21 protein-coding genes are annotated in these 23,893 nt (G+C 32.4%); 15 read left to right on the top strand and 6 right to left on the bottom strand.

All coding sequences use genetic code 11. The features are described from left to right. Positions 1-15 precede the first annotated feature (15 nt). Positions 16-2,058 carry a cation:proton antiporter gene (locus KI230_RS03105; protein WP_000402172.1) on the top strand — a complete coding sequence of 681 codons (2,043 nt, stop codon included), beginning with the start codon at positions 16-18 and terminating at the stop codon, positions 2,056-2,058. 1,159 nt (positions 2,059-3,217) lie between these two features. Here the strand turns inward: KI230_RS03105 and mntC are convergent. From mntC to KI230_RS03120, 3 genes are read right to left on the bottom strand one after another with little or no spacing between them, the layout of a single operon-like run. Next, a complete protein-coding gene (mntC, locus tag KI230_RS03110; RefSeq protein WP_070703048.1) occupies positions 3,218-4,147 on the bottom strand; it encodes a manganese ABC transporter substrate-binding lipoprotein MntC in 930 nt (309 codons plus the stop codon). After that, positions 4,144-4,980 carry a metal ABC transporter permease gene (locus KI230_RS03115; RefSeq protein ID WP_045177985.1) on the bottom strand — a complete coding sequence of 279 codons (837 nt, stop codon included), beginning with the start codon at positions 4,978-4,980 and terminating at the stop codon, positions 4,144-4,146. Before KI230_RS03115 ends, mntC begins: the two co-directional genes overlap by 4 nt. Beyond that, positions 4,974-5,717, bottom strand: coding sequence for a metal ABC transporter ATP-binding protein (locus tag KI230_RS03120; RefSeq protein ID WP_000894464.1), 744 nt, complete (start codon positions 5,715-5,717; stop codon positions 4,974-4,976). The genes KI230_RS03115 and KI230_RS03120 overlap by 7 nt, the downstream gene beginning before the upstream one ends. A 121-nt stretch (positions 5,718-5,838) precedes the next feature. On the opposite strand from KI230_RS03120, the gene KI230_RS03125 reads away from it, so the two are divergent. Then, complete coding sequence (locus tag KI230_RS03125; protein WP_000954654.1) at positions 5,839-6,483, top strand: metal-dependent transcriptional regulator; 645 nt, start codon at positions 5,839-5,841, stop codon at positions 6,481-6,483. 79 nt (positions 6,484-6,562) lie between these two features. On the opposite strand, the gene KI230_RS03130 is transcribed toward KI230_RS03125, so the two are convergent. Beyond that, the gene (locus KI230_RS03130) at positions 6,563-7,315 is read right to left on the bottom strand and encodes a M50 family metallopeptidase (protein ID WP_001108539.1); all 753 of its coding nucleotides are present in this window, start codon (positions 7,313-7,315) and stop codon (positions 6,563-6,565) included. A 235-nt stretch (positions 7,316-7,550) separates the two neighbouring features. Here KI230_RS03130 and tarA point away from each other — a divergent pair, with 235 nt between their 5' ends. Further along, entirely contained in the window at positions 7,551-8,315 is a 765-nt protein-coding gene (gene tarA, locus KI230_RS03135; protein WP_000215389.1) for an N-acetylglucosaminyldiphosphoundecaprenol N-acetyl-beta-D-mannosaminyltransferase TarA, read from the top strand. 60 nt (positions 8,316-8,375) lie between these two features. On the opposite strand, the gene tagH is transcribed toward tarA, so the two are convergent. Next, complete coding sequence (gene tagH / locus KI230_RS03140; protein WP_001103231.1) at positions 8,376-9,170, bottom strand: teichoic acids export ABC transporter ATP-binding subunit TagH; 795 nt, start codon at positions 9,168-9,170, stop codon at positions 8,376-8,378. A 346-nt stretch (positions 9,171-9,516) separates the two neighbouring features. Between tagH and tagG the strand changes: the two genes are divergently transcribed. The 4 genes from tagG (at position 9,517) to tagD (ending at position 13,050) form a co-directional block, all read left to right on the top strand. Beyond that, positions 9,517-10,329 carry a teichoic acids export ABC transporter permease subunit TagG gene (gene tagG, locus KI230_RS03145; protein ID WP_001273058.1) on the top strand — a complete coding sequence of 271 codons (813 nt, stop codon included), beginning with the start codon at positions 9,517-9,519 and terminating at the stop codon, positions 10,327-10,329. A 98-nt stretch (positions 10,330-10,427) separates the two neighbouring features. Next, positions 10,428-11,531 (top strand): teichoic acid glycerol-phosphate primase TarB, encoded by a 1,104-nt coding sequence (gene tarB, locus KI230_RS03150; protein ID WP_045177982.1) that lies wholly within the window; start codon positions 10,428-10,430, stop codon positions 11,529-11,531. Continuing rightward, positions 11,528-12,589, top strand: a complete 1,062-nt coding sequence (locus tag KI230_RS03155) for a glycosyltransferase family 2 protein (RefSeq protein ID WP_001241185.1) — start codon at positions 11,528-11,530, stop codon at positions 12,587-12,589. The genes tarB and KI230_RS03155 overlap by 4 nt, the downstream gene beginning before the upstream one ends. Positions 12,590-12,651: 62 nt before the next feature. Next, on the top strand, positions 12,652-13,050 hold the full coding sequence (gene tagD, locus KI230_RS03160) for a glycerol-3-phosphate cytidylyltransferase (protein WP_000832260.1): 399 nt from the start codon (positions 12,652-12,654) through the stop codon (positions 13,048-13,050). Between the two features lie 116 nt (positions 13,051-13,166). Here tagD and pbp4 read toward each other — a convergent pair whose 3' ends face one another. After that, positions 13,167-14,462, bottom strand: coding sequence for a penicillin-binding protein PBP4 (pbp4, locus tag KI230_RS03165; protein WP_000793072.1), 1,296 nt, complete (start codon positions 14,460-14,462; stop codon positions 13,167-13,169). A gap of 420 nt (positions 14,463-14,882) precedes the next feature. Between pbp4 and KI230_RS03170 the strand changes: the two genes are divergently transcribed. The 8 genes from KI230_RS03170 to dhaK all read left to right on the top strand — a co-directional run bounded on the left by KI230_RS03170 (position 14,883) and on the right by dhaK (position 23,888). After that, entirely contained in the window at positions 14,883-16,610 is a 1,728-nt protein-coding gene (locus KI230_RS03170; RefSeq protein ID WP_000817956.1) for an ABC transporter ATP-binding protein, read from the top strand. Positions 16,611-16,966: 356 nt separating this feature from the next. After that, positions 16,967-18,196: a NupC/NupG family nucleoside CNT transporter gene (locus tag KI230_RS03175; protein WP_000479279.1), complete on the top strand. Its 1,230-nt coding sequence runs from the start codon at positions 16,967-16,969 to the stop codon at positions 18,194-18,196. A gap of 254 nt (positions 18,197-18,450) precedes the next feature. Then, positions 18,451-18,543 carry a hypothetical protein gene (locus KI230_RS03180; RefSeq protein ID WP_001788321.1) on the top strand — a complete coding sequence of 31 codons (93 nt, stop codon included), beginning with the start codon at positions 18,451-18,453 and terminating at the stop codon, positions 18,541-18,543. A 177-nt stretch (positions 18,544-18,720) separates the two neighbouring features. Continuing rightward, positions 18,721-19,554 carry a YitT family protein gene (locus tag KI230_RS03185; protein WP_001044662.1) on the top strand — a complete coding sequence of 278 codons (834 nt, stop codon included), beginning with the start codon at positions 18,721-18,723 and terminating at the stop codon, positions 19,552-19,554. 281 nt (positions 19,555-19,835) lie between these two features. After that, positions 19,836-20,633 carry an ABC transporter ATP-binding protein gene (locus KI230_RS03190; protein WP_214958315.1) on the top strand — a complete coding sequence of 266 codons (798 nt, stop codon included), beginning with the start codon at positions 19,836-19,838 and terminating at the stop codon, positions 20,631-20,633. Between the two features lie 35 nt (positions 20,634-20,668). Then, positions 20,669-21,673 (top strand): FecCD family ABC transporter permease, encoded by a 1,005-nt coding sequence (locus KI230_RS03195; RefSeq protein ID WP_000184739.1) that lies wholly within the window; start codon positions 20,669-20,671, stop codon positions 21,671-21,673. Then, positions 21,670-22,686, top strand: coding sequence for a FecCD family ABC transporter permease (locus tag KI230_RS03200; RefSeq protein WP_000625893.1), 1,017 nt, complete (start codon positions 21,670-21,672; stop codon positions 22,684-22,686). Before KI230_RS03195 ends, KI230_RS03200 begins: the two co-directional genes overlap by 4 nt. 233 nt (positions 22,687-22,919) lie before the next feature. Next, entirely contained in the window at positions 22,920-23,888 is a 969-nt protein-coding gene (gene dhaK / locus KI230_RS03205; RefSeq protein WP_214958316.1) for a dihydroxyacetone kinase subunit DhaK, read from the top strand. The last annotated feature ends 5 nt before the right edge of the window (positions 23,889-23,893 follow it).

The following is a 23,893-nucleotide window of genomic DNA, read 5'->3' on the forward strand; positions in this document are numbered from 1 at the left end:
TAGAGAGGTGAAAGTTTGGAAATATTTGAAACAATTCTTATATTTATAGCTGTTGTGATACTAAGTTCGTTTGTCCATACTTTCATACCTAAAGTACCCCTAGCATTTATACAAATTTTCTTGGGCATGTTACTATTTATTACCCCAATCCCTGTTCAATTTAATTTTGATTCTGAATTGTTTATGGTAACAATGATTGCGCCTTTGTTATTTGTAGAAGGTGTTAATGTTTCTAGAGTCCATTTAAGGAAATATATTAAGCCAGTGATGATGATGGCATTAGGATTAGTCATTACTACTGTGATAGGTGTAGGTTTATTTATTCATTGGATTTGGCCAGATTTACCTATTGGAGCAGCATTTGCAATTGCTGCCATTCTTTGTCCTACTGATGCAGTAGCAGTGCAAGCAATCACTAAAGGAAAGGTCTTGCCAAAAGGAGCAATGACAATTCTTGAAGGTGAGTCATTATTGAATGATGCTGCTGGTATTATTTCATTTAAAATAGCTGTTGGAGTATTAGTTACAGGTGCTTTTTCACTTGTTGATGCTGTTCAGTTGTTTTTAATTGCATCAATTGGTGGCGCAGTGGTTGGTTTACTTATAGGTATGGCATTAGTAAGGTTCCGATTAACATTGATGCGTCGAGGATATGAAAACATTAATATGTTTACAATTATTCAATTGTTAACACCATTTGTTACGTATTTAATTGCTGAATTGTTTCACGCATCAGGAATCATTGCAGCAGTAGTTGCAGGACTTGTACATGGTTTCGAACGTGACAGAATTATGCAAGTACGTACACAACTGCAAATGAGTTACAATCATACATGGAATATACTAGGTTATGTTTTAAATGGCTTTGTTTTTTCAATATTAGGATTTTTAGTACCTGAAGTTATTATTAAAATTATCAAAACAGAACCGCACAATTTAATCTTTTTAATAGGCATCACTATTGTTGTTGCTTTAGCTGTCTATCTATTTAGATTTGTTTGGGTTTATGTCTTATATCCTTATTTTTATTTAGCCATCAGTCCATTCCAAAAAATGATGACTAAAAATGATGATGATAATCCAACGACTGAGAAACCACCAAAGCGAAGTTTATACGCTTTAATTATGACGTTATGTGGTGTGCATGGAACAATTTCTTTAGCAATCGCATTAACGTTACCGTATTTTTTAGCAGGGCATCATGCTTTTACGTATAGAAACGACTTATTATTTATTGCATCTGGTATGGTTATTATTAGTTTGGTAGTTGCGCAAGTATTATTGCCATTATTAACGAAACCTGCACCTAAAACAGTAATTGGCAATATGTCGTTTAAAGTTGCTAGAATTTATATATTAGAACAAGTTATTGATTATCTAAATCAAAAATCTACTTTCGAAACAAGTTTTAAATATGGTAACGTGATTAAAGAATATCATGATAAATTAGCATTTTTAAAAACTGTAGAGAAAGATGATGAAAACTCTAAAGAATTAGAACGTCTACAAAAAATTGCTTTTAATGTAGAAACAAAAACATTAGAGTCTTTAGTAGATGAAGGACAAATAACGAATAGTGTACTTGAAAACTATATGCGTTATGCTGAAAGAACACAGGTATATAGACAAGCATCATTAATAAGAAGAATGATTGTATTATTACGAGGTGCTTTATTAAAACGAAGAGTACAAACGAGAGTGAACTCCGCATCTTCACTTAGTGTTACGGATAACTTAATGGAATTAAATAAAATTAATAAATTAGTCCATTATAATGTGGTTAGTCGTTTGTCTAAGGAAACAACAAAAGATAATACACTTGAAGTTGGAATGGTTTGTGACGGTTATTTAATGCGAATTGAAAACTTAACACCATCAAATTTCTTCAACTCAGCAAGTGAAGATACGATTACTAAAATTAAATTAAATGCATTGAGAGAACAACGTCGCATTTTACGTGAATTGATAGATACAGACGAAGTATCTGAAGGTACTGCTTTGAAATTAAGAGAGGCAATCAATTACGATGAAATGGTTATTGTAGATAGTATGACGTAGTTCCTAATTATGCTAAAAGGGATTGATGAAAAACTGAAGGGCTTTTCATCAATCCCTTTTATTTTATGGGAATTGAATAGATAGTTTTAAACTATACGAATTATTAATATTTGAGATTTAATTGAAATAAGTTTTAAAAATTGGAGGAGATAGATTAAACGAAGTCATTTAAAGGTGAAGTTAAGTGTATTCACAAAAAATAGCCACACTCATATGACATCGGATGAGTGTGGCTTAAGGATCTATGGGGGGAGGAAACCATAGATGTTTACTTTGATAGGCCAGATTAAATATCAAAGTATGCGATTATTTATAGCTTGATGCAAAAGTGGTATGCCTATTAAAAGTTACTGCACATAGCTTTTAATATTCCGTTCAAAGGAAAGGGGCATACAATTGAACAATCTGTAATAGTACTTTTAACCAGCTATGCTAAAAGTCTAGTAGGGAGAACAGTTGTCCAATCACATAAGAACCTCTAACTTCGTTAGTACGATTAAGAAAAGCTTTTTAGTTAGTATGTAATACAATTTATTGACGCGCGTGAATCTCTTTTATAAGAGTGTGTAGGGAATGGCGTTGTATAAATTGTATTAGAAGAACTTCTAACGCATCTCTGTGGTTAAAAGAGATGAAGGGAACGACAGTTTAATTAAAACTGCATAAGAACTTCTAGCTTTTCTCTTTCGTTCAAAGAGAAGCAGCTGTTCGCAGTTTAATCAAAACCACATAAAGCTTTTAACTTTACTCTTTGATTTAAAGAGTGACAAATGTTTACAGTTTAATTAAAACTGCATAAGAACTTCTAACTTTTCTCTTTCGTTCAAAGAGAAGCAGCTGTTCGCAGTTTAATCAAAACCACATAAAGCTTTTAACTTTACTCTTTGATTTAAAGAGTGATAAATGTTTACAGTTTAATTAAAACTGCATAAGAACTTCTAGCTTTTCTCTTTCGTTCAAAGAGAAGTTCTAATACCACCATATCGTGCGATCGGGAACGGTATATATATTAATAGGAGGGTAATATATATTTAACGCACGATATGGGACTATTAGCCTTCGACTTTGTTATGTTGATGTGTGGCCTAAAATATTGGAGATACCAATATTTTAGGTTGCATCAACATCAATTCATCTTACTTCATTAAAACACAGCGTGTTATTTCATGCTTCCGTGTACAGTTTCAATATTTGATTTCATCATTTTGTAGTAAGAGTCACCTTTAGTGCCTTCTTTACCGATTGAATCTGTGTACACTTCACCAAAGATATCTTTCTTCGTTTCTTCAGATAAACTTTCCATTGCTTTCTTATCAACACTTGTTTCTACTAATAAGTGTTTTAATTTGTGCTTTTTAACAAACTCAATAGCTTGTCTCATTTGTTCAGGTGTACCTTGTTTTTCAGTGTTAATTTCCCAAATATAACCTGGTGTAATACCGTATTGTTTTGAGAAGTACTTGAAGGCACCTTCACTTGTAATCATGGCACGTTGTTCTTTTGGAATGTCATTAAATTTGTCTTTACTGTCATTATTTAATTTTTCCAATTGAGCAATGTATTTGTTACCTTGCTTTTCATAATCTGCTTTATGTTTTTTGTCGTTATCGATAAATGTTTGTTGAATTGTTTTTACGTATTTAATACCGTTATCTAAACTTAACCATGCGTGTGGATCTTGTTTATCTTTGTTGCCTTCTTCACCGTTTAAATAGATAGGTTTAACATCTTTTGATACTGCGATAACTTTTTTATCTTTTAATGATTTACCAGCCTGTTCTAAGGCTTTTTCAAACCAACCGTTACCAGTCTCTAAATTTAATCCGTTGTATAAAATAACGTCAGCGTCAGTTAACTTTTTAATATCTTTAGGTTTAACTTCATATTCATGAGGATCTTGACCAACAGGTACAATACTATGAATATCGACGTTGTCTCCACCAACATTTTTAGCCATATCATATAAAATTGAATTCGTCGTTACTACTTTTAATTTGCCATTTGACTTATCACTGCTTTGTTTACCACCAGTACCACATGCAGCAACTAGAAGTAATAAGACTAATAATAAAGGTACTAATTTTTTCATGTTAAACTTCCTCGTTTCTTTCTATTCGTAAATTTTGTGAAAAATAATGTGATGATATAAATTACAAACGTACAAAGTACGATTGTCGCACCACTAGGAATGTTGTAAATATAGCTGTAATAAAGTCCGACAATTGAACTTATGACACTTATTAAACTTGCTATAATCATCATTGAGTATAGTTTTTTACTAATTAAAAATGCTGTAGATGCAGGTGTAATTAATAATGCAACTACAAGAATAATACCTACCGTTTGAATACTTGCTACTGTTACTAATGAGAGTAACAACATCACAAAGTAATGTAATAACGTCGTATTTAGACCACTCATTCTACTAAACGTTGGATCGAATGTAGAAATCATTAATGGACGATAGAAAATAATGATTAGAATAAGGACGATTGAACCAATCACAATAGTTGTTAAAAATGCACTATTTGTGATTGCCAGTAAATTACCAAACAGAATATGGTACAAATCTGTCGTAGTGTTTATTAAGCTAATAATAATAATCCCCGAAGCTAAGAAAACGGTAAAACTAATTCCAATAGCGGCGTCAGGTTTCGTTTTACTACTAGATGTGATATAACCGATAAAAATACTTGCGATCATACCAGTTATAAGTGCGCCTACAAACATTGGAATACCAAATAAGAATGATAGGGCAACACCAGGTAATACTGCGTGACTCATTGCATCTCCCATTAATGAAAGACCACGTAATACAATTAAACTACCAACTGTACCACAAACTATCCCTACAATAATTGAAGTTATCAATGCTCGATTCAAGAATTGATATGTAAATAAATGTTCGACAAACTCTAACATGTTATATTGCTCCTTTGACTAGGGTCACTACAGTCAGTGCTACTCATAAATGTTTCGTTTAAGCGAGTGACACTCATAGCCTCTTCACTATCACCAAAGTATCGTAATGTTTGATTTAATAGAATAATGCGATCAAAGTATTGCTTTGCTTTTGATAGATCATGGTGGATGATAAGAATAAGTTTTCCTTGTTGTTTTAAGTTCTCGATTTTTGTCATGATTAATTTTTCGCTACTAAAATCAATTCCGACAAACGGCTCATCTAGAAAATAAACTTCACTTTCGGACATCAATGCTCTTGCTACTAGCACACGTTGTAATTGTCCACCACTTAATTCTGAAATTTGTCGATGACGTAAAGATTCTAATTCTAAATCGCTTAATAACTGTTTGAGTTTATCCCTTGCTGATTTATTAGGTCGTCTAAACCATCCAATTTCTTTGTAGCAACCTGATAAAATCACTTGTTCCACACTTATAGGAAAATCTAAATCAATATGTGCTTTTTGTGGAATATATGTAATATGTTGCAGTTGTTGTTGTATAGGTTTGTTATATAACAATTTAGTGCCGGTAGCATTAAATTCACCAATTAAAGACTTGATAAGGGAAGATTTACCAGCACCATTCGGGCCCATGATACCAATTATTTCGCCGCGTACTGGTATCGATAAGGAAATGTTTTTAAGTACATGCTTATTACCTAAAAACAGATTTAAATCTTTTGTTTCTAACAAACGTTTATACCTCCTAATTAAAAGTTTAGGCTAACCTAATTAATTGTATAATAAACTGAGAATATTTATCATGTCAAGTAAATTCGTGATATAATATAGACAATGTATGTGAGGTGAAAGTATGTTAACTGAAGAAAAAGAGGACTATTTAAAGGCAATCCTTACGAATAATGGCGATAAAAACTTTGTGACAAATAAAATCTTATCTCAATTTTTAAATATTAAGCCTCCATCTGTAAGTGAAATGGTAGGACGTCTTGAAAAAGCAGGCTATGTTGAAACAAAACCATACAAAGGTGTTAGATTAACAGAGGATGGTTTAACGCATACGCTTGATATCATTAAGAGACATCGACTATTAGAATTATTTTTAATAGAAATATTGAAATATAATTGGGAAGAAGTACATCAAGAAGCAGAAATTTTAGAACATCGAATTTCAGATTTATTTGTTGAAAGGCTGGATAGCCTGTTAAATTTCCCAGAAACTTGCCCGCACGGCGGTGTGATTCCTAGAAATAATGAATATAAAGAGAAATATATAACAACGATTTTGAATTATGAACCTGGTGATATCGTTACAATCAAACGTGTGAGAGATAAGACCGATTTGCTAATATATTTGTCTAGTAAAGATATTTCTATTGGTAATGAAGTGGAAATTGTATCGAAAGATGAAATGAATAAAGTAATTATCATTAAACGTAATGATAATGTAATTATTGTCAGTTACGAAAATGCAATGAACATGTTTGCTGAAAAATAAAATAAAGAAGCCATAAAGATATCCATGATTGAACTGATAAAGACATATGGATAATTGCTTTAGGCTTCTTTTTTATTAGTTAATTTATCAAGTGAGTATATTTGAGTAAAATATTCACTGCATAAAGATTGAAGATAATCCAGATTGTACTATAAATGAAGATAGGTACATGACTGAGTTCTTTAAGTGCACTACCATCCCACTGTGGACTCGGACGCTGGAAAGTCAATTTAGCAATCGTCCAACTAGATTGTAGAACTTCGCCTAATAATACACCTAAAATATATTGATAACTCATTGTGACAAGTAGTTGAATTTCTACTATATTTTCATCTTTTAATATAAAATACAACATGATAGAAATTAAAGTTATAACAACAATGGGTGAGCCTTTTCTAGATGTTAAAATTAAAAAATAAATAAATATCAATAAATAGGTAAATATAAAGAAACTAGGTATCTGATAATGGCTCGACGCTAAACCTATCAATAACATAATAGGAGGCATAAAATAACCACCAATCGTTGTAAGCCATTGGCCTGCTAGATGTCTAGATTGTGTAATTGCGAATCCTTGTTGTAATGTCTGTTGTCGCTCTCGTGGACTTGTTACAATGACTAAATCTTTTGCACGGCCACCAGCGAGTTTATTAAACAGTACATGACCAAATTCATGTGTTAAAACAGGGATATAGTTTAAAATGACATCTAAATAGTTCAAAATAGGCTTATGTCTATATTGATGAATAGCAATATAACAAGCTGCAACAATAACGATAATGTATATATTAAGTTGAATTGTCGTATTAAAAAAGTTTGATAAATAATTCATTGTTAACCTCATATAAGATATTAATTTAAAGTTTGCTTAGCACTTATTATAAATGATATTGGCATCAATAGCGTTAGACTTTAGACTTACCTTAGTTAAACTAATTTTAATTTTTGAAAAGGTGAATATGTGTTAAAATAAAGCAAAATCATTTCGATATAAATAGGATGAATATAAATACTGTTAATATTGATTACACTAACATAATAATGAAATAAGATAGGAGATTCCTGTTATGACTGTTGAAGAAAGATCCAATACAGCCAAAGTTGACATTTTAGGGGTCGATTTTGATAATACAACAATGTTGCAAATGGTTGAAAATATTAAAACCTTTTTTGCAAATCAATCAACGAATAATCTTTTTATAGTAACAGCCAACCCTGAAATAGTGAATTACGCGACGACGCATCAAGCGTATTTAGAGTTAATAAATCAAGCGAGCTATATTGTTGCTGATGGGACAGGAGTAGTCAAAGCTTCGCATCGTTTAAAGCAACCTCTAGCGCATCGTATACCTGGTATTGAGTTGATGGATGAATGTTTGAAAATTGCTCATGTAAATCATCAAAAAGTATTTTTGCTAGGGGCAACTAATGAAGTTGTAGAAGCGGCACAATATGCATTGCAACAAAGATATCCAAACATATCGTTTGCACATCATCACGGTTATATTGATTTAGAAGATGAGACAGTAGTGAAACGAATTAAACTGTTTAAACCTGATTACATATTTGTAGGTATGGGATTCCCTAAACAAGAAGAATGGATTATGACACATGAAAACCAATTTGAATCTACAGTGATGATGGGCGTAGGTGGTTCTCTTGAAGTATTTGCTGGGGCTAAAAAGAGAGCGCCTTATATCTTTAGAAAATTAAACATTGAATGGATATATAGAGCATTAATAGATTGGAAACGTATTGGTAGATTGAAGAGTATTCCAATATTTATGTATAAAATAGCCAAAGCAAAAAGAAAAATGAAAAAAGCGAAATAGTCATGATGATAAAAATAAAACCGAGGAAATCCTTAAATGGAGATTCTCGGTTTTTTCGGTTTATTTAATAACGAAGCGGGCCTCATCGAGTTTGTTTCTAAATTCTTTTTGTTCGGCTTTGGATTTCTTTTTAAAATCGTTAAGGAAAGCCTCATATTTAGGTAATACATCATCAAGTTCACCGTAATCTTTTAACTTTCCGCCTTCAATCCAAGCAATCTTAGTACAAAATTGTCTCACTTGGCCTAAGTTATGACTAACGAAAAAGATGGTTTTGTTTTGCTCTTTAAACTCGTAAATTTTATCTAAACATTTTTGTGCAAAAGTTTGGTCACCTACAGATAAAGCTTCGTCAATGACTAAGATATCTGGATTAACTGTGATATTAATTGAAAAACCAAGTTTTGCACGCATACCACTTGAATACTTTTTAACTGGTTGATAAATAAACTCACCAAGTTCACTAAATTCAATAATCTTAGGTGTCATCGCTTTAATTTCTTTTCGCTTAAAGCCCATACATAACATTTTAAATTCGATATTTTCAATCCCTGTAAGTTGTCCACTCAAGCCAGCACTAATTGCGATAACGCTGACTTCACCATTACGATCCACTTTGCCAACAGTAGGCGACAAAGAACCGCCAATGATATTGCTCAACGTTGATTTGCCGGAACCATTGATGCCAACAAGCCCTATGACGTCGCCTTCATATGCTTTTAAACTAATGTCATCTAAAGCGAAAAATGTTTTGTTTTTATGTTTGGGAATGAGCGCATCTTTCATACGTTCTTTATTTGTACGATAAATACGATATTCTTTTGTTACATTTTTAATGTTTACCGAAACGTTCATTTGTAGACCTTCCTTATTCACATTTATCTAGATTATAATATACTACTCAACAGTTGTTAAATTTTAAAACCTGTTGTAAAGTGTATAGAAGATTTTGTTATTATCAGAGTTGGTGTTTTGACACAAAATGTTAATCATCAATGATAACAATGATATTTAAAAACTAAACTTATTTCAACTTACATGATTGTATACTATAATGTATTTGTAATAAACTAATATTTTAAAGAACTAGACAATAATTTTGATAGCATCCATGTATAGTGATAGTATTTACAACAATTATTATAATACTATTTAGTTAAGTAGAGAAATAGTTAAACATTTGAAAGTGTGGTTTAATGGAATGTCAGCAATAGGAACAGTTTTTAAAGAACATGTAAAGAACTTTTATTTAATTCAAAGACTGGCTCAGTTTCAAGTTAAAATTATCAATCATAGTAACTATTTAGGTGTTGCTTGGGAATTAATTAATCCTGTTATGCAAATTATGGTTTACTGGATGGTTTTTGGATTAGGAATAAGAAGTAATGCACCAATTCATGGTGTACCTTTTGTTTATTGGTTATTGGTTGGTATCAGTATGTGGTTCTTCATCAACCAAGGTATTTTAGAAGGTACTAAAGCAATTACACAAAAGTTTAATCAAGTATCGAAAATGAACTTCCCGTTATCGATAATACCGACATATATTGTGACAAGTAGATTTTATGGACATTTAGGCTTACTTTTACTTGTGATAATTGCATGTATGTTTACTGGTATTTATCCATCAATACATATCATTCAATTATTGATATATGTACCGTTTTGTTTTTTCTTAACTGCCTCGGTGACGTTATTAACATCAACACTCGGTGTGTTAGTTAGAGATACACAAATGTTAATGCAAGCAATATTAAGAATATTATTTTACTTTTCACCAATTTTGTGGCTACCAAAGAACCATGGTATCAGTGGTTTAATTCATGAAATGATGAAATATAATCCAGTTTACTTTATTGCTGAATCATACCGTGCAGCAATTTTATATCACGAATGGTATTTCATGGATCATTGGAAATTAATGTTATACAATTTCGGTATTGTTGCCATTTTCTTTGCAATTGGTGCGTACCTACACATGAAATATAGAGATCAATTTGCAGACTTCTTGTAATATATTTATATGACGAAACCCCGCTAACCATTAATAAATGGAAGTGGGGTTCATTTTTGTTTATAATTTAAGTAAATAACATATTAAGTTGGTGTATTATGAACGTTTTAATAAAGAAATTTTATCATTTGGTAGTTCGAATACTTTCTAAAATGATTACGCCTCAAGTGATTGATAAACCGCATATCGTATTTATGATGACTTTTCCAGAAGATATTAAGCCTATCATCAAAGCATTAAATAATTCGTCGTATCAGAAAACTGTTTTAACAACACCAAAACAAGCGCCTTATTTATCTGATCTTAGCGACGATGTTGATGTGATAGAAATGACTAATCGAACATTGGTAAAACAAATTAAGGCTTTGAAAAGCGCGCAGATGATTATTATCGATAATTATTACCTATTACTAGGTGGATATAATAAGACTTCTAATCAACACATTGTTCAAACGTGGCATGCAAGTGGTGCATTAAAAAACTTTGGCTTAACAGATCATCAAGTCGATGTGTCTGACAAGGCAATGGTTCATCAGTACCGTAAAGTTTATCAAGCGACGGATTTTTACTTAGTGGGTTGTGAACAAATGTCACAATGTTTTAAACAGTCTTTAGGTGCAACAGAAGAGCAAATGCTGTATTTTGGGCTTCCGAGAATTAATAAATATTACACAGCTGATAGAGCAACGGTTAAGGCAGAGTTAAAGGATAAATATGGAATTACAAATAAGTTGGTATTATATGTACCAACATATAGAGAAGATAAAGCAGATAATAGGGCTATTGATAAAGCTTATTTTGAAAAATGTTTACCAGGATATACACTGATTAATAAATTACATCCATCAATTGAAGATTCAGACATTGATGACGTATCTTCAATCGACACGTCTACATTAATGCTAATGTCAGATATAATTATTAGCGACTATAGTTCGCTGCCAATAGAAGCTAGCTTGTTAGATATTCCAACTATATTTTATGTGTATGATGAAGGAACATATGATAAAGTGAGAGGCCTGAATCAATTTTACAAAGCAATACCGGATAGCTACAAAGTGTATACTGAAGAAGATTTAATAATGACGATACAAGAAAAAGAACATCTATTAAATCCGTTATTTAAAGATTGGCATAAGTATAATACTGATAAAAGTTTACATCAGCTCACAGAATATATAGATAAGATGGTGACAAAATGAGGCTTACGATAATCATACCTACATGTAATAATGAGGCAACAATTCGACAATTGTTAATATCTATTGAGAGTAAAGAACACTATAGAATCCTTTGTATTGATGGTGGTTCTACTGATCAAACAATTCCTATGATTGAACGGTTACAAAGAGAACTCAAGCATATTTCATTAATACAATTACAAAATGCTTCGATAGCTACGTGTATTAATAAAGGTTTGATGGATATCAAAATGACAGATCCACATGATAGTGACGCATTTATGGTCATAAATCCAACATCAATCGTATTGCCAGGTAAATTAGATAGGTTAACTGCAGCTTTCAAAAATAATGATAATATTGATATGGTAATAGGGCAGCGAGCTTACAATTACCATGGTGAATGGAAATTGAAAAGTGCTGATGAGTTTATTAAAGATAATCGAATCGTTACATTAACGGAACAACCAGATTTGTTATCAATGATGTCTTTTGACGGAAAGTTATTCAGTGCTAAATTTGCTGAATTACAGTGTGACGAAACTTTAGCTAACACATACAATCACGCAATACTTGTCAAGGCGATGCAAAAAGCTACGGATATACATTTAGTTTCACAGATGATTGTCGGAGATAACGATATAGATACACATGCTACAAGTAACGATGAAGATTTTAATAGATATATCACAGAAATTATGAAAATAAGACAACGAGTCATGGAAATGTTACTATTACCTGAACAAAGGCTATTATATAGTGATATGGTTGATCGTATTTTATTCAATAATTCATTAAAATATTATATGAACGAACACCCAGCAGTAACGCACACGACAATTCAACTCGTAAAAGACTATATTATGTCTATGCAGCATTCTGATTATGTATCGCAAAACATGTTTGACATTATAAATACAGTTGAATTTATTGGTGAGAATTGGGATAGAGAAATATACGAATTGTGGCGACAAACATTAATTCAAGTGGGCATTAATAGGCCGACTTATAAAAAATTCTTGATACAACTTAAAGGGAGAAAGTTTGCACATCGAACAAAATCAATGTTAAAACGATAACGTGTACATTGATGACCATAAACTGCAATCCTATGATGTGACAATATGAGGAGGATAACTTAATGAAACGTGTAATAACATATGGCACATATGACTTACTTCACTATGGTCATATCGAATTGCTTCGTCGTGCAAGAGAGATGGGCGATTATTTAATAGTAGCATTATCAACAGATGAATTTAATCAAATTAAACATAAAAAATCTTATTATGATTATGAACAACGAAAAATGATGCTTGAATCAATACGCTATGTCGATTTAGTCATTCCAGAAAAGGGCTGGGGACAAAAAGAAGACGATGTCGAAAAATTTGATGTAGATGTTTTTGTTATGGGACATGACTGGGAAGGTGAATTCGACTTCTTAAAGGATAAATGTGAAGTCATTTATTTAAAACGTACAGAAGGCATTTCGACGACTAAAATCAAACAAGAATTATATGGTAAAGATGCTAAATAAATTATATAGAACTATCGATACTAAACGATAAATTAATGTAGGTTATTATAAAATAAATATAAAACGGACAAGTTTCGCAGCTTTATAATGTGCAACTTGTCCGTTTTTAGTATGTTTTATTTTCTTTTTCTAAATAAACGATTGATTATCATATGAACAATAAGTGCTAATCCAGCGACAAGGCATGCACCACCAATGATAGTGAATAATGGATGTTCTGCCCACATACTTTTAGCAACAGTATTTGCCTTTTGAATAATTGGCTGATGAACTTCTACAGTTGGAGGTCCATAATCTTTATTAATAAATTCTCTTGGATAGTCCGCGTGTACTTTACCATCTTCGACTACAAGTTTATAATCTTTTTTACTAAAATCACTTGGTAAAACATCGTAAAGATCATTTTCAACATAATATTTCTTACCATTTATCCTTTGCTCACCTTTAGACAATATTTTTACATATTTATACTGATCAAATGAACGTTCCATTAATGCATTCCCCATCATATTACGTTGCTTCTCGCCACCAAGGTTTTTATAGTCTCCTGCACCCATGATAACTTGATTAATTCTAAATTTACCTCGTTTGGTAGTAATCGTATGGTTGTAATTTGCTGTATCACTTGATCCAGTTTTTAAACCATCTGTACCCGGCAAACTCATTTTTGCACCTTCCAATGAAAAGTTGAATGTGTAATACGTAACTGCATGCGTTGTTGGTGCTAACTGCTTTGTAAAGTCTAATATTTTAGGTGTCTCTTTAATCACGTGTAAATCTAAAATGGCATAGTCTCTAGCAGTCGTTACAGTACGTTCTTGGTCTTTATACTTTGTTGGTGCAAATGTACGTAATCTTGAATTTTCAGCACCCGTTGGATTGACGAAATGTGTATTTTTCATTCCGATAGCTTTAGCTTTGTTATTCATTAAATCAACGAAATCGCTCGTGTTTTTTGATACCTTCTTAGCTAAAATTAATGCCGCGGCATTACTAGAATTAGATACTGTAATTTGTAATAGGTCTGCGATTGTCCATACTTGTCCAGGATATAGTTTCGTATTACTCAACTCAGGTAGTGTAGACATAATATATTCTTTGTTCGTCATTGTGACAGTGTCATCAAGTGAAAGCTGCCCCTTATTTACAGCTTCCAATGTTAAGTACATTGTCATTAATTTAGTCATAGACGCTGGATTCCACTTAGTATCGATATTGTATTGATACAGTAATTGTCCAGTTTGACTTACATTAACAGCACTCGTCGGTTCGTATGCAGCTGACAAACCTGCATAACCATATTGATTTGCTGCTTGTACAGGGGTTACGTCACTGTTAGCAGCTTGTGCATATGGTGTCATAATACTTACTGTTAAACATAAAATGATGATAATAGATATTAAATTTTTCATAAAGCGTTAATCTTCCCTTTTCCAATTCTTAAATATTCCCTAAAAGCAATGGTTATTCCTACTTACGGAAATCATTGCTAATTCACTTCACCTTAATTAAATTGTTGAAAATAAAGTTTTCTGCAGTTAATTTGAAAAATAATGCAAATATATTACGTGTGTAGCTAAAGGTGTTATAATGTTTGTACGAAGAGCAAACTTACTCAAAAGCGATTAATTTTCATGTTTTAATATAAAGACTTTGAGAAGTTATTACAAAAAATGCAATAGAAATATTCTATCATATAAATGTTATGAGCGGTATTTTGGGGCAACACTTTATTTGATTTTTAAAGTTTTGTTGGGAGAAAGTATATGATAGAAATGCATGTATCTATCTAAATGAATTAACTATAAATTTCAAACAGAAGAGGTAAAACTATGAAACGAGAAAATCCATTGTTTTTCTTATTTAAAAAACTATCATGGCCAGTGGGTCTTATCGTTGCAGCTATCACTATTTCATCACTAGGGAGCTTAAGTGGACTATTAGTGCCACTGTTTACTGGACGAATTGTAGATAAATTTTCCGTGAGCCATATCAATTGGAATCTAATCGCATTATTTGGTGGTATCTTTGTCATCAATGCTTTATTAAGCGGATTAGGTTTATATTTATTAAGTAAAATTGGTGAAAAGATTATTTATGCGATACGCTCAGTTTTATGGGAGCATATCATACAATTAAAAATGCCATTCTTTGACAAAAATGAAAGTGGTCAATTAATGAGTCGATTAACTGACGATACGAAAGTGATAAATGAATTTATTTCACAAAAGCTACCTAACTTATTACCATCAATCGTTACATTAGTTGGGTCACTAATCATGTTATTTATTTTAGATTGGAAAATGACATTATTAACATTTATAACGATACCGATATTCGTTTTAATTATGATTCCTCTAGGTCGTATTATGCAAAAGATATCGACAAGTACACAATCTGAAATTGCAAACTTCAGTGGTTTGTTAGGGCGTGTCCTAACTGAAATGCGTCTTGTTAAAATATCAAATACAGAGCGTCTTGAATTAGATAATGCACATAAAAATTTGAATGAAATATATAAATTAGGTTTAAAACAGGCTAAAATTGCGGCAGTTGTACAACCAATTTCAGGTATAGTTATGTTGCTAACAATTGCAATTATTTTAGGTTTTGGTGCATTAGAAATTGCGACTGGTGCAATCACTGCAGGTACATTAATTGCAATGATATTTTATGTTATTCAGTTATCTATGCCTTTAATCAATCTTTCAACGTTAGTTACAGATTATAAAAAGGCAGTCGGTGCAAGTAGTAGAATATACGAAATCATGCAAGAACCTATTGAACCGACAGAAGCTCTTGAAGATTCTGAAAATGTATTAATTGATGACGGTGTATTGTCATTTGAACATGTAGACTTTAAATATGATGTGAAGAAAATATTAGATGATGTGTCGTTCCAAATCCCACAAGGTCAAGTGAGTGCTTTTGTAGGTCCTTCTGGGTCTGGTAAAAGTACGATATTTAATCTGATAGAACGTATGTATGAAATTGAGTCAGGTGATATTAAATATGGCCTTGAAAGTGTCTATAATATCCCGTTATCTAAGTGGCGACGCAAAATTGGATATGTTATGCAATCAAATTCGATGATGAGTGGTACAATTAGAGACAATATTTTATACGGAATTAATCGTCATGTTTCAGATGAAGAACTTATTAATTATGCTAAATTAGCGAACTGTCATGATTTTATCATGCAATTTGATGAAGGATATGACACGCTTGTAGGTGAACGAGGATTGAAACTGTCTGGCGGACAACGTCAACGTATTGATATTGCTAGAAGTTTTGTTAAAAATCCTGATATTTTGTTACTTGATGAAGCAACAGCTAATCTCGATAGTGAAAGTGAATTGAAAATTCAAGAAGCTTTAGAAACATTGATGGAAGGTAGAACAACGATTGTCATTGCGCATCGTTTGTCTACAATTAAAAAAGCCGGTCAAATTATATTCTTAGACAAAGGACAGGTAACAGGTAAAGGTACGCATTCAGAACTGATGGCATCACATGCGAAGTATAAAAACTTTGTAGTGTCTCAAAAATTAACAGATTAATTTTATATATAAGTAAGCTTGGAGCAAATACACATATACCATCGAGGAAATTAAAGTGTGGCACATTGATGGATATAGATGTTAATAAATTGCTTCAAGCTTTTGTCTATTTTTAATCATTTGAGAAGTTACGACATAATAATTCTTAAATTAATGAAATCGATATTTTAAGAAAAAAATGCTCATGGTATAATACAAGTTATAAGCAAACATACATATATTAAATACTGTAGCCACGAGTCATAATTCTTCATATTTTACATAGCAATTTAACTGATTTTAGAGTCCACGGTACAGAAGTTTGATATTTCAATGTTTCTAAATTTTTAAAAAATTAAATCATAGGTGGGTGCCAAATGTTTTTATTAATCAACATTATTGGTCTAATTGTATTTCTTGGTATTGCGGTATTATTTTCAAGAGATCGCAAAAATATCCAATGGCAATCAATTGGGATCTTAGTTGTTTTAAACCTGTTTTTAGCATGGTTCTTTATTTATTTTGATTGGGGTCAAAAAGCAGTAAGAGGAGCAGCCAATGGTATCGCTTGGGTAGTTCAGTCAGCGCATGCTGGTACAGGTTTTGCATTTGCAAGTTTGACAAATGTTAAAATGATGGATATGGCTGTTGCAGCCTTATTCCCAATATTATTAATAGTGCCATTATTTGATATCTTAATGTACTTTAATATTTTACCGAAAATTATTGGAGGTATTGGTTGGTTACTAGCCAAAGTAACAAGACAACCTAAATTCGAGTCATTCTTTGGGATAGAAATGATGTTCTTAGGAAATACTGAAGCATTAGCCGTATCAAGTGAGCAACTAAAACGTATGAATGAAATGCGTGTATTAACAATCGCAATGATGTCAATGAGCTCTGTATCGGGAGCTATTGTAGGTGCGTATGTACAAATGGTACCAGGAGAACTGGTACTAACGGCAATTCCACTAAATATCGTTAACGCGATTATTGTGTCATGCTTGTTGAATCCAGTAAGTGTTGAAGAGAAAGAAGATATTATTTACAGTCTTAAAAACAATGAAGTTGAACGTCAACCATTCTTCTCATTCCTTGGAGATTCTGTATTAGCAGCAGGTAAATTAGTATTAATCATCATCGCATTTGTTATTAGTTTTGTAGCGTTAGCTGATCTATTTGATCGTTTTATCAATTTGATTACAGGATTGATAGCAGGATGGATAGGCATAAAAGGTAGTTTCGGTTTAAACCAAATTTTAGGTGTGTTTATGTATCCATTTGCGCTATTACTCGGTTTACCTTATGATGAAGCGTGGTTGGTAGCACAACAAATGGCTAAGAAAATTGTTACAAATGAATTTGTTGTTATGGGTGAAATTTCTAAAGATATTGCATCTTATACACCACACCATCGTGCGGTTATTACAACATTCTTAATTTCATTTGCAAACTTCTCAACGATTGGTATGATTATCGGTACATTGAAAGGCATTGTTGATAAAAAGACATCAGACTTTGTATCTAAATATGTACCTATGATGCTATTATCAGGTATCCTAGTTTCATTATTAACTGCAGCTTTCGTTGGTTTATTTGCATGGTAATATGTCGAAGAGTGACTATGATAATACATTTTAACTAATAAATATGTCCAGGTATGTCGTCTATTGATATAGGTGAGATGCTTGGACTTTTTTATTATTGATATAAAGGTATTTAAATATTTTTAAAGTTACCGAAATTGAAGCATTATAAAAACCAAGTGCACATGGTAATACACTTGGCTTTTATGGGAAATGAATATTATTGTACATATGACAGTAAGGACTAGGTACAGTCATAGTACTTCGAGCAAAATTTGTTTTGTTATTATAAACAACACAAAGGAGATAACTTCTCTATTGAAGAAGTTAAAAACATTATAGCAGACAATGAAATGAAAGTAAATTAAAAATTCAGAATATTTTTAATTATTATATTGTGAGTGATATTTAATAGGGAAAGCTATTCTTCATATAAATTAGTTAAATAGTAAATCTTTGTTAGAACTCTTTCCATAGAGTTGTGACAGCATTTTTGTTGTGCTACTATTTTTATAGTCTAATAAATATATAAAGGGGATGGTTTCGTGAATAAAACGGTTAAAGATTTAATACTAGTTGTCTTAGGTTCATTTATCTTTGCTGCAGGTGTAAATGCATTTATTATTTCTGGTAACTTAGGTGAAGGCGGGGTTACAGGTTTAGCAATTATTTTATATTATGCGTTTCATATTTCACCAGCCATCACTAACTTCTTGGTCAACGCAGTATTGATTGCCATAGGTTATAAATTTTTGAGTAAGAGAAGTATGTACTTAACTATTCTTGTAACAATTCTTATTTCAATATTTTTGAGTTTAACAGAATCATGGCAAGTAGAAACTGGAAACAGCATTGTGAATGCCATTTTTGGTGGTGTAAGCGTTGGACTAGGAATCGGAGTAATTATCCTTGCAGGCGGTACAACAGCAGGTACAACAATTTTGGCGAGAATTGCAACGAAATACCTCGATGTAAGCACGCCATATGCTTTGCTTTTCTTCGATATGATCGTTGTTGCAATTTCACTTACAGTTATTCCACTTGATAAAGTATTAGTAACAGTAATATCACTTTATATAGGAACAAAAGTGATGGAATATGTCATAGAAGGTTTAAACACTAAAAAAGCTATGACGATTATTTCAACTAATCCCGACAAACTTGCCAAAGCAATAGACGAGCAAATTGGAAGAGGTTTAACCATTTTAAACGGACATGGCTATTATACGCGTGAAGAAAAAGATGTCTTATACGTTGTTATTTCTAAAACACAAGTTTCAAAAGCAAAGCGATTAATTAAACAAATCGATAAAGATGCATTCCTCGTAATTCATGATGTAAGAGATGTCTATGGTAATGGCTTTCTTGCAGATGAATAAATAAATGGTATGAGCACACATACTTAAATAGAAGTCCACGGACAAGTTTTTGAACTATGAAGACTTATCTGTGGGCGTTTTTTATTTTATAAAAGTAATATACAAGACATGACAAATCGAGTTATCCAATTTAAAAAGTAATGTTAGTCAATAAGATTGAAAAATGTTATAATGATGTTCATGATAATCATTATCAATTGGGATGCCTTTGAAAATTGATAATTTAAAAATAGAAATTATTTTTTATAAACAGAAAGAATTTTATTGAAAGTAGGGAAATTATGAATCGTTTGCATGGACAACAAGTTAAAATTGGTTACGGGGATAACACGATTATAAATAAATTAGATGTTGAAATACCAGATGGCAAAGTGACGTCAATCATTGGTCCTAACGGCTGCGGGAAATCTACTTTGCTAAAGGCATTGTCACGTTTATTGGCAGTTAAAGAAGGCGAAGTATTTTTAGATGGTGAAAATATTCATACACAATCTACGAAAGAGATTGCAAAAAAAATAGCCATTTTACCTCAATCACCTGAAGTAGCAGATGGCTTAACTGTTGGGGAATTAGTTTCATATGGTCGTTTTCCACATCAAAAAGGATTTGGTAGATTAACTGCTGAGGATAAGAAAGAAATTGATTGGGCAATGGAAGTTACAGGAACTGATACATTCCGACACCGTTCAATCAATGATTTAAGTGATGGTCAAAGACAACGTGTTTGGATTGCAATGGCATTAGCACAAAGAACTGATATTATCTTTTTAGACGAACCAACAACATATTTAGATATCTGTCATCAATTAGAAATACTAGAATTAGTTCAGAAGCTAAATCAGGAACAAGGTTGTACAATTGTCATGGTTCTTCATGATATCAACCAAGCGATTCGTTTCTCAGATCATCTTATTGCGATGAAAGAAGGGGATATCATCGCTACAGGTTCAACAGAAGACGTATTAACACAGGAAATATTAGAAAAAGTTTTTAATATTGATGTTGTTTTAAGTAAAGATCCTAAAACTGGAAAACCTTTACTGGTAACTTATGACTTATGTCGCAGAGCTTATTCTTAATTAAGTAAGTTAATATGATAAAAAGGACAATTAACATGACAAATAGAGAGAACCCAACGCCATTGAAGTTTTTATCCTATATTATAGGTTTAAGTATGATACTACTAATCACACTATTTATTTCTACATTAATAGGTGACGCCAAAATTCAAGCCTCTACAATTATAGAGGCTATTTTTAATTATAATCCTAGCAATCAACAGCAAAACATCATCAATGAGATTAGGATTCCCAGAAATATAGCAGCAGTAATTGTAGGTATGGCGCTTGCAGTTTCTGGTGCGATTATACAAGGTGTTACTCGTAATGGTCTTGCTGATCCGGCGCTCATAGGTTTAAATTCAGGTGCTTCATTTGCTTTAGCATTAACATATGCAGTTTTACCAAACACTTCATTTTTAATATTGATGTTTGCTGGATTTTTAGGTGCTATTCTAGGAGGTGCTATTGTATTAATGATAGGCCGATCTAGACGTGATGGATTTAATCCGATGCGTATTATTTTAGCGGGTGCAGCAGTAAGTGCTATGTTAACAGCGCTAAGTCAAGGTATTGCATTAGCTTTTAGACTAAATCAAACAGTAACATTTTGGACTGCTGGAGGCGTTTCAGGCACAACATGGTCACACCTTAAGTGGGCAATTCCATTAATTGGTATTGCGTTATTCATTATATTAACAATTAGTAAACAACTTACCATTTTAAATCTTGGTGAATCATTAGCTAAAGGTTTAGGTCAAAATGTAACAATGATCAGAGGCATATGTTTAATTATTGCTATGATTCTAGCAGGTATTGCAGTTGCTATCGCTGGACAAGTTGCATTTGTAGGTTTGATGGTGCCTCATATAGCAAGATTTTTAATTGGAACTGATTATGCTAAAATTCTACCATTAACAGCCTTGTTAGGTGGGATACTCGTGCTTGTTGCCGATATGATAGCACGATATTTAGGAGAAGCGCCTGTTGGTGCAATCATTTCATTTATCGGTGTTCCTTACTTTTTATATTTAGTTAAAAAAGGAGGACGCACAATATGATTAGTTCAAATAATAAACGCAGACAATGGATAGCACTGGCTGTTTTTAGCATTCTACTATTTCTAGGTTGTACTTGGAGTATTACCTCAGGTGAATACAACATACCTGTTGAAAGATTTTTCAAAACTTTAATTGGACAAGGTGATGCCATTGATGAGTTAATCTTATTAGATTTCAGGTTACCTCGGATGATGATTACTATTTTGGCTGGCGCAGCGCTTAGTATTAGTGGTGCAATAGTGCAAAGTGTCACAAAAAATCCAATAGCTGAACCAGGTATATTAGGTATTAACGCAGGTGGCGGATTTGCAATCGCATTATTTATTGCAATTGGTAAAATTAATGCTGACAACTTTGTTTATGTACTGCCGTTAATAAGTATACTAGGTGGTATCACCACTGCATTGATTATTTTTATTTTCAGTTTTAATAAAAATGAAGGTGTTACACCTGCGAGTATGGTATTAATAGGTGTAGGTTTACAAACAGCATTATATGGTGGCTCAATTACAATTATGTCAAAATTTGATGATAAGCAATCTGATTTCATCGCTGCTTGGTTTGCAGGTAATATTTGGGGTGACGAATGGCCATTTGTCATTGCATTTTTACCGTGGGTGTTGATTATTATTCCTTACTTACTATTTAAATCGAATACACTAAATATTATTCATACGGGTGATAATATTGCACGAGGTCTAGGTGTAAGGTTAAGCAGAGAACGTTTAATATTATTCTTTATCGCAGTGATGTTATCATCTGCTGCTGTAGCAGTAGCAGGTTCAATTTCGTTTATCGGATTAATGGGTCCGCATATTGCCAAACGTATCGTTGGACCACGTCACCAGTTGTTTTTACCAATTGCCATTTTAGTAGGGGCATGTTTACTTGTTATAGCTGATACAATTGGCAAAATTGTATTACAACCAGGTGGGGTTCCAGCAGGTATTGTCGTAGCAATTATTGGTGCACCGTATTTCTTATATTTAATGTACAAAACGAAAAATGTATAGTGTCAAAGGACACAACTTATTGCTATGAAAGGCACTTTATTATAAGGCTTTTCATAGCATTTTTTATTTAATGAGCCACTCAAGACTATTTATTTTTTCAATAATGAACCATTAAGTTATCAAGAGGATCTTATCAAAAATATATTTGATAACGGTATCAGGTTAATCCTTTATGATAGCGCATTCATTTATTCTGTTTTATACTATGACTGATAATACCAAGGAGGTACAACATGATGAAAAAGTTAATCAATAAAAAAGAAACATTTTTAACTGATATGCTTGAAGGATTGTTAATTGCGCACCCAGAGTTAGATCTGATTGCTAATACAGTTATTGTAAAAAAAGCTAAGAAAGAACATGGTGTAGCAATAGTCTCTGGAGGTGGAAGCGGTCATGAACCTGCGCATGCCGGTTTTGTTGCAGAAGGTATGCTAGATGCAGCGGTTTGTGGCGAAGTATTTACATCACCTACACCAGATAAAATATTAGAAGCTATTAAAGCAGTAGATACTGGTCATGGTGTATTACTAGTTGTAAAAAACTATGCAGGTGACGTGATGAATTTCGAAATGGCACAAGAGCTTGCAGAAATGGAAGGTATAAATGTTCAAACTGTTATTGTTCGTGACGACATTGCTGTGACAAACGAAGCACAACGTCGTGGTGTTGCAGGAACAGTGTTTGTTCATAAGCTTGCTGGTTATCTTGCTGAAAAAGGTTATTCATTAACAGAGATAAAATCGCGTGTAGAAGCGTTGTTACCTGAAATTAAAAGTATTGGTATGGCAATTGAGCCACCGCTTGTTCCAACTACTGGAAAATATGGCTTTGATATTGAAGACGACAAAATGGAAATCGGTATTGGTATACATGGTGAAAAAGGTATTCATAGGGAAGAAATAAAGGATATTGATCATATTGTTGGAACATTGTTAGACGAATTGTATAAAGAAGTTACTGCCAATGATGTCATATTAATGGTAAATGGTATGGGTGGTACGCCGTTATCTGAATTAAATATCGTAACTAAATATATTCAACAAAATTTAGCTGCAAGAACGGTCAATGTTGCTAAATGGTTTGTTGGTGATTATATGACATCTTTAGACATGCAAGGTTTTTCTATAACTATCGTGCCTAATAAACCAGAATATTTGAAAGCATTTTTAGCACCAACAACAAGTCAATACTTTAAATAAGAAGT

The organism is Staphylococcus sp. MZ3 (assembly GCF_018622755.1).
GTDB classification, from domain to species: domain Bacteria; phylum Bacillota; class Bacilli; order Staphylococcales; family Staphylococcaceae; genus Staphylococcus; species Staphylococcus aureus.